General features: G+C 70.1%; 11 protein-coding genes. 1 reads left to right on the top strand and 10 read right to left on the bottom strand.

The features are described from left to right. Positions 1 to 10: 10 nt before the first annotated feature. The gene (gene glmS, locus K3M35_RS19205; RefSeq protein ID WP_006550061.1) at positions 11 to 1,876 is read right to left on the bottom strand and encodes a glutamine--fructose-6-phosphate transaminase (isomerizing); all 1,866 of its coding nucleotides are present in this window, start codon (positions 1,874 to 1,876) and stop codon (positions 11 to 13) included. Between the two features lie 128 nt (positions 1,877 to 2,004). Here glmS and K3M35_RS19210 point away from each other — a divergent pair, with 128 nt between their 5' ends. After that, positions 2,005 to 2,853 carry a hypothetical protein gene (locus K3M35_RS19210; RefSeq protein WP_220666881.1) on the top strand — a complete coding sequence of 283 codons (849 nt, stop codon included), beginning with the start codon at positions 2,005 to 2,007 and terminating at the stop codon, positions 2,851 to 2,853. A 16-nt stretch (positions 2,854 to 2,869) separates the two neighbouring features. On the opposite strand, the gene K3M35_RS19215 is transcribed toward K3M35_RS19210, so the two are convergent. The 9 genes from K3M35_RS19215 to eccCa form a co-directional block, all read right to left on the bottom strand. Beyond that, positions 2,870 to 3,862 carry a WXG100 family type VII secretion target gene (locus tag K3M35_RS19215; protein WP_220666882.1) on the bottom strand — a complete coding sequence of 331 codons (993 nt, stop codon included), beginning with the start codon at positions 3,860 to 3,862 and terminating at the stop codon, positions 2,870 to 2,872. After that, a complete protein-coding gene (locus K3M35_RS19220; protein ID WP_220666883.1) occupies positions 3,859 to 4,227 on the bottom strand; it encodes a hypothetical protein in 369 nt (122 codons plus the stop codon). Before K3M35_RS19220 ends, K3M35_RS19215 begins: the two co-directional genes overlap by 4 nt. Before the next feature lie 118 nt (positions 4,228 to 4,345). Continuing rightward, on the bottom strand, positions 4,346 to 5,686 hold the full coding sequence (gene glmM, locus K3M35_RS19225; protein ID WP_220666884.1) for a phosphoglucosamine mutase: 1,341 nt from the start codon (positions 5,684 to 5,686) through the stop codon (positions 4,346 to 4,348). Positions 5,687 to 5,838: 152 nt separating this feature from the next. Further along, the gene (gene rpsI, locus K3M35_RS19230) at positions 5,839 to 6,342 is read right to left on the bottom strand and encodes a 30S ribosomal protein S9 (protein WP_006550056.1); all 504 of its coding nucleotides are present in this window, start codon (positions 6,340 to 6,342) and stop codon (positions 5,839 to 5,841) included. Continuing rightward, positions 6,339 to 6,782, bottom strand: coding sequence for a 50S ribosomal protein L13 (rplM, locus tag K3M35_RS19235; RefSeq protein ID WP_006550055.1), 444 nt, complete (start codon positions 6,780 to 6,782; stop codon positions 6,339 to 6,341). The genes rpsI and rplM overlap by 4 nt, the downstream gene beginning before the upstream one ends. A 289-nt stretch (positions 6,783 to 7,071) precedes the next feature. Then, the gene (locus K3M35_RS19240) at positions 7,072 to 7,362 is read right to left on the bottom strand and encodes a WXG100 family type VII secretion target (protein ID WP_016690931.1); all 291 of its coding nucleotides are present in this window, start codon (positions 7,360 to 7,362) and stop codon (positions 7,072 to 7,074) included. Between the two features lie 60 nt (positions 7,363 to 7,422). Further along, complete coding sequence (locus K3M35_RS19245) at positions 7,423 to 7,776, bottom strand: WXG100 family type VII secretion target (RefSeq protein WP_019288588.1); 354 nt, start codon at positions 7,774 to 7,776, stop codon at positions 7,423 to 7,425. 130 nt (positions 7,777 to 7,906) lie between these two features. After that, complete coding sequence (locus K3M35_RS19250) at positions 7,907 to 9,421, bottom strand: type VII secretion-associated protein (protein ID WP_259444245.1); 1,515 nt, start codon at positions 9,419 to 9,421, stop codon at positions 7,907 to 7,909. Then, positions 9,421 to 13,404 (bottom strand): type VII secretion protein EccCa, encoded by a 3,984-nt coding sequence (gene eccCa / locus K3M35_RS19255; protein ID WP_220666886.1) that lies wholly within the window; start codon positions 13,402 to 13,404, stop codon positions 9,421 to 9,423. The genes K3M35_RS19250 and eccCa overlap by 1 nt, the downstream gene beginning before the upstream one ends. Between the last annotated feature and the right edge of the window lie 83 nt (positions 13,405 to 13,487).

The raw sequence follows: 13,487 nt of genomic DNA on the forward strand, positions 1-13,487 counted from the left end.
GGGTGGGTCGCTATTCGACGGTGACCGACTTGGCGAGGTTGCGGGGCTTATCGACGTCGTAACCACGGGCCTGCGCGACCTCCGCGGCGAAGACCTGCAACGGCACCGTCGACAACAACGGCTGCAGCAGCGACGCCGACGACGGGATCTCGACGAGGTGATCGGCGAACGGCCGGACCGTCTCGTCGCCCTCCTCGGCGATGACGACGGTGACGGCCCCGCGGGCCTGGATCTCGCGGATGTTGCTGAGCAGCTTGCTGTGCAGCACGGCGCGGCCCTTCGGCGACGGCATCACGACGATGACGGGCAGCCCGTCCTCGATCAGCGCGATCGGGCCGTGCTTGAGCTCACCGGCCGCAAAACCCTCGGCGTGCATGTACGCCAGCTCCTTGAGCTTGAGCGCACCCTCGAGCGCGACCGGGTAGCCCACGTGCCGACCCAGAAACAGCACGGCCGGCGAGGCAGACAGCTCCCGCGCCAGCGCCCGCACCGGCTCCATGCCGGTCAGCAGCTCGGCGATCTTCTCCGGCATCGCCGCCAGGTCCTGGTACTCGCGGGCCACCTCGTCGGGATACTTCGTGCCGCGCGCCTGCGCCAGCGCCAGACCCACGAGGTAGTTCGCGGCCATCTGCGCCAGGAACGCCTTCGTCGAGGCCACACCGATCTCCGGGCCGGTGCGGGTGTAGAGCACCGCGTCGGCCTCCCGCGGGATCTGCGCGCCGTTGGTGTTGCACACCGCCAGCACCCGCGCCTTCTGATCCTTGGCGTGCCGGACCGCTTCGAGGGTGTCGGCGGTCTCCCCGGACTGCGAGATCGCCACGACCAGCGTGGACCGGTCGAGCACCGGATCGCGGTAGCGGAACTCCGAGGCCAGCTCGACCTCGACGGGCAGGCGGGTCCAGTGCTCGATCGCGTACTTGGCGACCAGGCCCGAGTGGTACGAGCTGCCGCAGGCGACGACGAACACCTTGTCGATGTCGCGCAGTTCCTGATCGGACAGGCGCTGCTCGTCGAGCACGATGCACCCGTCGACGAAGTGACCGCGCAGGGTGTCGGCGACCGCGGCCGGCTGCTCCTCGATCTCCTTGAGCATGAAGTAGTCGTGGCCGCCCTTCTCGGCGGCGGCAAGATCCCAGTCGATGGTGAACGGCCGCGTCGCCACGTCGGTGTTGCCGTCGAAGTCGGTGACCTCGTAGGAGTTGTTCGTGATCACCACGACCTGGTCCTGACCGAGCTCGACCGCCTCCCGGGTGAACTCGATGAACGCCGCGACGTCCGAGGCGATGAACATCTCACCGTCGCCGACCCCGACGACCAGCGGCGTCGACCGGCGCGCCGCGACGATCGTGCCCGGATGATCGGCGTGGGCGAAGACCAGTGTGAACGCACCCTGCAAGCGGCGCAGCACACTGCGAGCGCTGTCGACGAAGTTGCCCGCCGTCGGACCCTCGGCGTAGGCGCGGGCCACCAGATGCACCGCGACCTCGGTGTCGGTGTCGCTGGCCAGCTCCACACCCGACTTCTCGAGCTCCTCACGCAGCGGCGCGAAGTTCTCGATGATGCCGTTGTGCACCACCGCGACCTTGCCGGTCGCGTCGCGATGCGGATGCGCATTGCGGTCGGTGGGACGACCATGGGTGGCCCACCGGGTATGCCCCATCCCCGCGGTACCGGCGAAGTGCTCCTCGCCGATCTCGGCGAGCTCGGCCTCCAGATTGACCAGCCGCCCCGCCTTCCGCTCGACGGCCAGACCACCCTTGCCGTCGAGGATGGCGATTCCCGCCGAGTCGTAACCCCGGTACTCCATCCGCCGCAGCGCTTCCACCACGACGTCGAGAGCACGACGGTGCCCGACATAGCCCACGATTCCGCACATGCCTAGCAGGGTACTGGTCGACCCCCGCCCGGGAACAACACACCGGTGAGCCCGTACACCTGCATCGGGGCACGCCGTCCGGTACGCACCGACCCCGGCGGGCATCACCATCCGCTAACGTTCAGGCCGTGGCGGCGAACCCCAAGAAACTGGCTCAGGAACTCTCCCGGCGCGGCCCGCACTCGGTGCTGCGCGGCGACCTGGCGCTCGCCGGTCAGCCGGGTGTCGTGTACACCCCCGCGGAAGGCTTCGACCTGCCCGCGATCGCGTTCGGGCACGGCTGGCTCACCGGGGTCACGAAGTACACGAAGCTCTTCGAGCACCTCGCGTCCTGGGGAATCGTGGTGGGCGCGCCCAACACCGAGCGCGGACCGGTGCCGTCGGCGATCGGCTTGTCGACCGACCTGCTCACCACCCTCGACATCTGCACCGGCGTGCGTCTCGGTACCGGGCGGATCAGTGTCCATCCGTCGAAGCTCGCGCTGGTGGGCCACGGCTCGGGTGCCGGGGCGGCAGTGCTCGCCGCTGCGAGGCGTGAGGTCGCGGCCGTCGCCGCGCTCTACCCCTCGCCCGTCTCCCCCGCTGCCTCCGAAGCCGCGGGCCGCGTGCGGGCACCGGGCCTCGTCCTCGTCGGCGAGAAGAGCATCGGGTCGATGACCAGCGACGCCGTCGCGGTCGCCCGGGGCTGGGGCAGCGACGACGTGCAGCTGCGGGTCGTCGAGAAGGCGAACGACGAAGGACTCGTCGAGGGACGCCGCCTGCTCGGAGCGCTCGGCGTCGGTGGTGCCGAGCGTCGCACCCAGGAACGCACTCGTGCGCTGCTCACCGGCTTCCTGCTGCACCGTCTCACGGGCGACAAGACGTACGCGATCTTCTCCGAACTCACCACCGAGCTGCCCGGCTCCACGGTGATCTCCGACCCCGACGTCGTCGATCGCGATCTCGGCACGCAGGTCAACCTGCTCCTCGGGCGCTGACGTTCCGTCGTTCGCGTCACAGCGGTCCGGCTTCCGCGAGCACGACTCCTGCACCGCCCTCGTCGTTCTCGTCCTGCCGGCGGTCGGCCTCGACCGGTCCTGGGGTGTGTTCGCGTCTGCGTTCGCCCGGGCGGATCCCGGGAACCGTCAGCAGTGCACCTTGATTCGGCGGGTCGCTCGGTCCGTGCTGCGTCGACCCGTCGTCGACGACGGGAGCCACCGTCCCGGCACCCGATACGCCCGCGGCCGCCGCCCCGGCATCATCGGCGACGCGTTCGGTGGTCGTCGCCAGGTCGGTGACGCTGCCGGCGATCCGGCGGCCGGCCTCCTCACATGCCCCGAGCACCACGTCGACGGCGTCCCGGACCGCCGGGACCAGACGTTCCTCCATCCATCGCCGGCACTCGGCGGCAGGGTCGGCCACGTCGCCACCGGGCGGGTCGCCCAGGTTGCCACCGGGCGGGTTGCCGAACCAGCGGGCATGCTCCTCCGGGCTCGGTCCGTGCGGGCCACCGCTCGCTCCGGCGACGATCGTGTCGATCTCGTCCCTCGTGCGACCGTCGACGGTGCCTTCCGCGAGTTCCCCGACGACGCGGGCCTTCTCACGCAACGCTGCGGCGATCGCGGTGGCCGCCGATTCCAGCGCGACCGCGAGATCGGTCAGCGACGCACACAGCGCCACTCCGGAACGGACGGTGGCCGTCAGCTCGGCGCGAGCCCGGTCGGCGGCGGATCCGTCCCACGACTCGTCGAGTTGCTGCAAGAGGCGACGCTGTTCGTCGGTCCGACGACCGAGCGAGGTCGCGAGCGAGCGCGTCGTGGCGGCGTCGTCGGCGAGGGCGGGCAACGAGAGGGTTCGTTCCTCGTCGTAGCGTGCCCGGACGTCCGCGACGCAACAGCCGGACTCGAGCCCGAGAGTGTGCAGGGACTGCACGAGGTCGGTCAGACGGGCCAGGCCGGGCGCTCCCGCGTCGAGGATGTCGCCTGCGCTCTCGGGAGGGGTCCTCACGGCTGCCGGGTCCCTGCGTCGCCGAACCCGACGCTGTCGAGTTCGGCACCGGTCACAGCGGTGAGGGCGATGCCGGTCGCGTCGTCCTGGTGCCGGTATCTGTCCGCCGCCGCGCGCAATGCGTCGGCCTGCGCCTGTAGGGTCGCCGCCCAGCTCTCACACGTCGCACGCATCCTGCGATATCCGGTCTCGACGCGAACGCCGGCCGACCGGTGCGTCGATCCGGCACCGGAGCCGTCGAAGACGAGACCGCCGAAGCCACGACGGATCTCGTCGTCGGCGTCCTCGGCGACCTCCTCGAGTCGTGCCGCGACGGCTCGCACCGCGTCGCCGTCGACCTGGATCGTGCTGTGCTGTGTGTCCATGTCCGCCCTTCACCCACCGAACCCTCTCGAAGGGTTAGGACGCAGCGCAGGACGATCCGGTTCCACCGCAGCGTGACTGCGAGCGGAAACCGGCAGCGAAGGGCAGGGACCGCGCAGGTCAGACGGCGGCGACGACTCCCGCGAGACGGTCGGCGACCGCCCGGGCGTGATCGTCGTCGGCGGCTTCGACCATGACGCGTACGAGCTGCTCGGTGCCCGACGGACGCAGCAGCACCCGGCCGGTCTCACCGAGTTCGCGCTCGGCCTCCGCGACCGCGTCCGCCACCGCAGGATCGCTCGCGACGGCGACCTTGTCGTGGACCCGCACGTTCACGAGGACCTGCGGAAGCGATGTCATCACCGAGGCGAGCTTCGCGAGCGGCAGACCCGTCGTGGCGATCCGCTCCATCAGGCGCAGGCCCGTGAGCACGCCGTCGCCGGTCGTAGCGTGCGCGGGCAGGACGATGTGGCCGGACTGCTCACCGCCGAGGCCGTAGCCACCGCGGCGAAGCTCCTCGAGCACGTAGCGGTCGCCCACGCCGACGGTGCGCACCTGGATCCCCGCCGCGCGCATCGCGAGATGCAGACCGAGATTGCTCATCACCGTGGCGACGAGGGTGTCGTCGGGAAGTTCACCGGCTTCGTGCATGCCGAGAGCGAGGATCGCCATGATCGCGTCACCGTCGACCACCGTGCCGGTCGCATCGACGGCGAGGCAGCGGTCGGCGTCGCCGTCGTGCGCGAGACCGAGGTCGGCGCCGTGCTCGAGCACGGCCTGCTGCAGCACGGATAGGTGCGTGGATCCGCAGCCGTCGTTGATGTTCAGTCCGTCGGGTTCGGCGTTGATCGCGATGACCGTGGCACCTGCGGCCGCGTAGGCGGCCGGGCCGGCCTGCGAGGCGGCGCCGTGCGCGCAGTCGACCACTACGGTCGTACCGGTGAGCGGCTTGTGCACGGCCGTCGCGAGATGCGCGAGATAGCGGTCGAGGGCGTCGGACACGACGCGCACCCGGCCGATACCGGAGCCGGTGGGGCGTGCGGCGCTCTCGGCGTCGCCGTGCAGCACCGCTTCGATCCGGTCCTCGACCCCGTCGTCGAGCTTGTGCCCGCCGGCTGCGAAGATCTTGATGCCGTTGTCGGGCATCGGATTGTGCGACGCGGAGATCATCACGCCGAGGTCGGCGCCGTAGTCACCCGTGAGGTACGCGACCGCTGGGGTGGGCAGTACGCCCACCGACACCACGTCGACTCCGGCTGCGGTGAGTCCGGCCGTGACGGCCGCCTCGAGCATCTCCCCGCTCGCGCGTGGATCTCGACCCACGACCGCGACCGGTCGCCGCTCGGCACCCTGCGGGGCCAGGACCGCTGCCGCAGCGCCTGCCAGGCGTACTGCCAGCTCCAATGTGAGCTCGGCGTTGGCCAAGCCCCGGACTCCGTCGGTGCCGAACAACCGACCCATGTACACAGCCTCCCAGTCGTGTGCGGCCCCCGCCGCGGGTGTCGATAGAGGACAGAATGCACGAAAGCAGGCGCCGGTAGGAGATGTCTACCGACGCCTGCTCTCGTGATGGAACAGGTGCCGACTCTGACGAAATCAGCGTCGGCGGCACATCAGCGCTTGGAGTACTGCGATGCCTTACGGGCCTTCTTCAGGCCGTACTTCTTGCGCTCGACGGCACGCGGGTCACGCGTGAGGAAGCCGGCACGCTTGAGCGCGGGGCGATCCTCGGGGGTGACCTCGGTGAGTGCACGCGCGATGGCGAGACGCAGCGCGCCGGCCTGGCCGGACGGACCGCCGCCGTGCAGGCGCGCGTGGATGTCGAACGACTCGGTGCGCTCGACCGTCACCAGGGGCGATTTCACGAGCTGCTGGTGCACCTTGTTCGGGAAGTAGTCCTCGATGGTGCGGCCGTTGAGGGTGAAGTTGCCGGTGCCGGGCACGAGGCGGACGCGGACGACAGCCTCCTTACGGCGACCGACGGTCTGGACCGGACGGTCGAACACGATCGGGGCAGCAGGTGCCTCGACGACGTCCTCGACGTACTCGTCTGCAGCGACCTCGACGTTCTCGACGTACTCTTCGGGGTTCACGTTCTGTTCCTCGGGCGTCGTCACTGTGCCACCTGCTTGATCTCGAACGGCACCGGCTGCTGCGCGGCGTGGGGGTGGTTCGGGCCCGCGTAGACCTTCAGCTTCTTCGCGATGGCGCGACCGAGCTTGTTCTTCGGGAGCATGCCGGTGACGGCCTTCTCCACGAGGCGGTCGGGGTTCTTCTCGAGAACCTCGCCGACGGAACGAGCCCGCAGACCGCCCGGGTGACCGGAGTGGCTGTAGAGGAACTTGTCGGTCCGCTTGTTGCCGGAGACGGCAACCTTGTCGGCGTTGATGATGACGACGAAGTCACCACCGTCGACGTGCGGCGCGAATGTGGGCTTGTGCTTGCCGCGGAGCAGGTTTGCCGCCTGCACCGCGAGGCGGCCGAGCACCACGTCGGTGGCGTCGATGACGTGCCACTGATGGGTCACGTCGCCGGCCTTCGGTGTGTACGTAGACACAGATCTTCCTCGTCTATCGTTTCGCTGCTGGCCTGCATGCCGACGGTTGCCACGCCCGGCGGCCAGTTGGGACCCGGGAGAGGTGTTCGTCGCACCACAGGGCACGACGACGTGCGACACGCCGAGGGGACACTCTACCGGGCGGACGCCGGGCCGGTCAAAGCGCCGCAGCAGCCCTACCCTTGCGCACCCTCCGCTGGAGCACCCCGGAAGCAGCAGCACGTCCCGGCGGCCTCTCCACCACCGGGACGTGACAGCGCCGGATCGGTCCGGATCCGGCAGACCCGGATCAGCCCGGGAAGCGCTGCTGGTTCAGTCGCTCGACCTCCTGCATGTTGTCGTTACCGGTCGAGACCACCCGACCGATGTCGTGCAGCACCTGGATGAGGCCGGCCTCGGCCTCGTTCCAGCGCGCCTGCGTGGCGGCGTAGCGCTCCTGCGCCCCACTGTCCCAGGTGGCGATGAGGGGCGCCACCTGCCCCTCGATGCGGTCGAGCGTCGCCTCGATCGCCTTCTGACCGGACACGAGCTGGGCGTGCAGGTCGGCGACGCCGGCGAAGTTCTGATAGATCTCGGACACGGATCGTTCTCCTTGTTCTCGAATGTGTGCCGGAGGGCTGTGTGCCGGAGCGACCGGCGATCAGTTGAACGACCCGTTGAGCACCGAACCGCCATCGGGGTCGATCGCCGACAAGGACTGGGCCTGCTGGTCCTCGGCAGCGGCGTACGACCGTCCACTGGTGCGCACGGCTTCTGCCAGTTCGTCCAGGGCGTTCGACAGCTTGGTGTGGTTGACGTTCCAGCGCTCCATGATTCCAGCGAACTGTTCCGCCGAGCGGCTCCGCCAGACCGACGGCGCGGACTGCACCACGCCCGTCAGACGACCGAGGATCGCGTCGAGTTCGGCGCGGGAGTCCTGGAGTTGTCCCGCGACGACCTCCATCGTCGCTACATCGGTGGTGAGGTGATTCGAATTGCCGGTCGGTTGGGTCAACGGCGTACTCCTTCGCTCGTGCGTGGATCATCCGGCTCGGTGTCGAGCCGGTCCTGGCTCCTACATCTGGTTGGACGCACCCGATCCGGTATCGGTTCCGCGCCTTCCGAAATTCGTGGACCTACTTTTCTCACCCGCCCCGGAGGGTGTGGACGGCCTGCTCGCATTCACTCCGGATACGGGTCCATTCCCCCTCGAGGTACTGGCATCCCACGGAGACCTGAAGTCCGGGGAAGACCAGGACCGACCACCGCACCACCGAGTAGTCGTCGGGAACTTCGGTGTACGCCACGACCTTGCGGTCGGCGAAGGTCGTGTCGGTGTCGAGGTCGCGGATAACAGGTGCACGTTCGGCGGCCCGCTCCGCCAACGCGGAGGCGACCGAGCGCTCGTCGATCCCGTCGGGAAGATCGCGGTACACGACCAGGATCCGGCGATCGGTTCCGCCGACCGGTATCAGTTCCGCGCGCCCCTCGGGCACGGTCGCGGGGTCGCGGACGCGCCAGCCCTCCGGCAGGTCGAGGTGCAGCGGACCGGCGTCGATCCGCGTCGACGGGGAGGGACCGGCGTCGGCGGCCGACTCGGGCTCACGAGCGTCGGTCGGCGGCTCCTCTGCAGCAACGACTTCCGGCGGAGCCGGGACCTCCGCGTCTCCACCTTCTCCGGTGAGAAGCGGCCACAGGAAGATCGCAGCGGCGAGCAGGAACGGAATCACCGCCCCGGCGACGACCAGCGCGGGCACCGTGCCGGCCCGCCCGCCACGAGGGGGATCCGGGCGTGCGCGCACCTCGCTGAGCCACGGCAGTGTCCTGTCGGGTCCGTCGGTCGTCGGAGCGATGGCCGCGGCTCTCGCGGTCCCTCCGGTTCCGGCCGGTGGCGCCGGAGGGCCGGTCACGGCGCTGAGCATCTCCGAGGCCGCGACGGGCAGGACCCGCCGACCCGAATCCACGAGATCAACTGCGAGAGAAAAGGATTCGACACCGGACGGTTCGCCCGGGCCGCCGGTCACCACCACGACCTCCGGCCCAGCCCCGCCGCACACCGAGGTCAACAGGTTCTCGAGTCGCATCGCGGCGTCCGGGGAGTGCACCGACAGACCCGGATCGCGTGCGAGTCGTTCGACGGTCGGCCCGTCGGGCCCCGGCGGAGCGATGCTCACGGCGGTGACTCCCCCGGCGGCGAATTCGAGCACCGCACACCGCTCGTGCGGCGCAGGATCGGCGGCGCGCGCGGCGGCCACCGCGGCCGGAAGCAGGATCGTATCGCCTGCGACCTGCCGCACGGCGGTCCGGAAGAGATCGCGGCGCCGCTCGTTCCACCAGGTCGGGTGTATCGCGCACGCCACCCCGCCGATGTCCGGTGCACCCACGGTCGCTGCGGCGTAGGAGACGAGCCCGCTCAGCAGTTCTCCGAGTTCGGTTTCCCCTTCGACCGCGGCCGCATCCACGAGTTCCGTGACATCCATGAGTCCTGCGACGCCGGCCGGCTCCGACGGTTGCTCCGCTGCCGCTCCGTAGACCCGTCGGTCGCCGAGATCCGCGGCGAGAGCGGGCACGCTGCGCGTGGTTCCGGGCCATCCGATGTGGACGGATCCGGGTGTCAGCGTGAACGCGACCGCGACGACCGTCTCGTCCCGGAGCGCCATCACACCTCCGGCGCCCACGCGGTCTGGACGAGCGCCGTGCCGTCGCGTCGTACGAGTGTGCCGCGGCCCGGCGGCACCGGCGACGGACGGACCGCGCCGACGAGCGCTCCCTCGTCGCGGCTACCGCTCATGATCAGACCCGGAGTCGACAACTCCCGCAGACGCCCGAGAATCGGTTCGTACATCGCGCGTCCGGCACCACCCGAGCGACGTGCGACCACCAGGTGCAGGCCGATGTCACGTCCCTGCGGGAGATAGTCGAGCAACGGCAGCAGCGGATTCTGGCCAGAGGTGGCGACCATGTCGTAGTCGTCGATCACCACGAACACTTCGGGTCCGGTCCACCACGATCGATCGCGCAGCTGTTGTTGCGTCGTGCCGGGGCCCGGCAGCCGGCGCTCGAAGATGCCGGCGAGTTCGCGGACCATGGCTGCGAGGACCGTTGCCGACGCAGCGTATCCCCCGAGATGGTCGCCGCCCACGACACCGAGCAGCGTGCGGCGGTAGTCGCCGACGATGATCCTGGTCTGCGCACCGCTGCCGGCTTCGACCAGTCCGCGGCACAGCCCTCGCAGCAGATTGGTCTTGCCGCACTCCGAGTCGCCGAAGATCAGCAGGTGCGGATGGTCGGTGAAATCCACCGATACGGGCGCGAGTTCGGATTCGTCGATGCCGATCGGGACGGAGAGCCGGGCCGCCGGGGACGCGTCGGCCGGTGGCGGCCACCCTGAGGGCAGAGCTGTGAGAAGGTCGGGCCGGTCGATGCGTTCGGGCAGCATGCGCACCGGTGGCGCCGAACGCCCCGGCGTGGCAGCACGGACGGCCTCGACCGCCGCTGCGACGCCGACCGCGAGATCGGCCGGATCGGAGCTTCCGTCCACCCGCGGCAGCGCCCCCAGGATGTGCAGGCCATCGCGGTCGATACCGCGTCCCGGCCGCCCTTCCGGCACCATCGCCGCTCTCTTTCGGCCGTACTCGGAGTCGGACGGGTCGCCGAGGCGGAGTTCGAGCCGCGTACCCAGCAGGTCGCGCATGGCGGGCCTCACGTCACCCCAGCGTGGGGCGCTGAGCACCACGTGGATGCCGTAGGACAGACCCTGGGCGGCGAGGATCCCGATCGTCTGTTCCAGTGCCTCGAAGTCCTGCCGGATGCTCGGCCAACCGTCGACGACGAGAAAGACGTCGCCGAACGGATCGCCGGTGGCCGGTGCGACCGCGTCGGCGCGCATCCGCCGCAGCTGAGCTATGGACTCGATGCCGTTCTCGGCGAAGGACCGTTCGCGACGACGCAGCAGCGACATCATCTCCGCGACCGTGCGGCGCACCCGGTCGGTGTCGTGCCGCCCCGCGACGGAACCGACGTGCGGCAGGCCGGCCAGACCGGACAACGTGCCACCACCGAAATCGAGACCGTAGAACTGCACCTGCTCGGCGTTGTGCGTGAGGGCCATCGACAGGACGAGGCTGCGCAGCAGTGTGGACTTCCCGGACTGCGGGCCGCCGACCACCACGACGTTGCCGGCCGACCCGGACAGGTCGACCACCAGCGGGTCGCGGCGTTGCTCGAACGGCCGGTCGACGACACCGACGACGGTGCGCAAGGTTGCGTGACGCGGCACGTCGCCGGTGAGCACCGACCTGGGCAGCAGCATGTCGAGCGACGGGGAGTCGTCGAGCGGAGGAAGCCACACCTCGTGCGCCGGTGTTCCGTGCCCCCGCATCCGGTCGACGACCACCTCGAGCACGCTCCGGCCGTCGCCCGCGGGAAGAACCGGGAGCGGCTCCGTGACCGGGGCGGGCGGACCGGCGTCGACCGGCACCGCCCGCGCGGTGAAGAGCCGGGGCCGGGACGTGCCGGCCGGCACCGCCGATCGGGTGCGCCGGGTGGGGCGGCCGGGCTCGTACGGCCCCGAGACGTACGCCGCGGAGAACCGCTGGATGTCGGCGGAATCGGTCCGCAGATATCCGGCGCCGGGTGTCGACGGCAGGTGGTAGGCGTCGGGAACGCCGAGAACGCTCCGCGATTCGTTTGCGGAGAAGGTCTTCAGGCCGATGCGGTACGACAAGTGGCTGTCGAGACCGCGGAGGCGACCCTCGTCGAGTCGTTGGCTGGCGAGCAGCAGGTGCATGTGCAGCGACCGGCCCAGGCGTCCGATCGCCGCGAAGAGGTCGGCGAATTCGGGCTGTTGAGAGAGCAGTTCGGAGAACTCGTCGACCACGATGAACAGCGCGGGCAGCGGGTCGAGCGGTGCACCTGCCGCCCTGGCCTTCTCGTAGTCGCCGACGTTGGCGAAGTTGCCTGCGGTCCGGAGCAGTTCCTGGCGGCGGTTCATCTCGCCTTCGAGGGCGTCCTTCATGCGGTCGACCATCGCGATCTCGTCGGCGAGGTTGGTGATCACCGCCGCGACGTGCGAGATCCGGTCCAGACCGAGGAAGGTCGCGCCGCCCTTGAAGTCCACGAGGACCAGGTTGAGTGCCTCCGGCGGGTGCGTCGCCACGAGACCGAGGACCAGCGTCCGCAGGAACTCGCTCTTTCCCGATCCGGTTGCGCCGATGCACAGTCCGTGCGGTCCCATCCCGTTCTCGGCGGCCTCCTTGAGGTCGAGTTCGACAGGCGCACCGTCGATGCCGACACCGATCGGTACCCGCAGGCGGTCGCGCCCGCGGCGTGGCACCCATACCTGCGCGGGGTCGAAGCGGGCCACGTCCCCGAGGCCCAGCAGCTCCTGCCAGCTCGACGGCCGGTCGTCGCCGGCGCTCTCGTCCACCGCTCCGCTCGTCACCCGGTACGGCGCGAGCAGTCTGGCCAACGTCTGTGCCTGCGGAGTCCCGATGCCGTCGGCATCGGCGAAGATGTCGACGTCGGTGCCGGTGGCGACCCCGACCCGTCCTTCCTCGACCACCAGGCGCAGGCCGCGCGTCGCGCTGAGCCGCGTGGCGTAACCGGAGAGGTCGAGCACGGTCACTGCGTCGAGACCGTCGTCGAGCACCCCCGAACCCGATCCCGTGACCCCGCCGTCGACGACCACGACGAGGTGCACGGCACCCTCGGTGGCCGGGGCGTTCCGGACGAATCTGCTGCGACCGGCGAGGACCGCCGCGAGATCGGTCTCGAGTTCGAACAGCGAACCGAACACCGTGCGTGCACTGCCCGCACCGTCGCGCAGGACCGGGTTCTGCGCATGCGGCAGCCACTTGATCCATTCCCATTCCGCAGCGGTGTCGGGCCCGCACACGACGGCGACCTGCAGTGTGTCGGGACCGTGGAAGGTGCACGCCTGCGCGAGCATCCCCCGAGCGAGCGAGCGCGCCGCGCGGCGATCGCCCTCGAGGCCGATCGCCGCGAAACCCCGCAGCGACACAGCCGTGGGCAGCGCCTGCACCACCGAGTGCGCGCGCACGAACCTGCGCAGCGACAGGGCGGCGACGGGTTCGAGATCCTCGACCGGCCCGGTGTCCGGAGGCACGAGTCGGGTCGCGAGTCGCTGCCCGCCGCGCCCCACCCTGAGGTGACCGAAGTCGGGATCGGTGCTGCGCCGCTCCCACATCCGGACGGTGCCGGCGAGGGTCCACAGCAGGGCCGGGTCGGGATGCGACCATTCGAGCGCCCGACGTTGTTCGTGCGCCGTCTCGGTGACCTCGCGCCGGAGCTGGTCGAGATAGCGCAGATAGTCCTTGCGGTCCTCGTTCGCCTCGGCGGTCTTCGCTCCCCCGCTGCGACCACCGTTGGCGAGCATGCCCACCAGGGACACGACCATCATGAGCGGGAAGATCATCGCCATGGGGCTGCGTGCGGCGCCGGTGGTGAACATCAGCGCGACCATCCCGATCATCGCCGCGACCATCACGAGCGGGAGCAGTCTGGTCACCAGATTGCCGGGCGTGGCCCGGGGAATGTCCGGTGGCGGTTGGACACTCACCTCGCCGCTGGGAGCGCGCGGTGCCTCCCGCCGTGCTCTGCGTACGAAACGCACGGTACTCACGTTCGTCACCCCCCGGAACGCCGTCGGCCGCCCCCTACGGCCCCACGGTCGTGGAAGACTAACCCATGGCTGCGACCTTCCGT

It is taken from the genome of Rhodococcus sp. DMU2021, from assembly GCF_019641445.1.
Taxonomy (GTDB): Bacteria; Actinomycetota; Actinomycetes; order Mycobacteriales; family Mycobacteriaceae; genus Rhodococcus; species Rhodococcus pyridinivorans.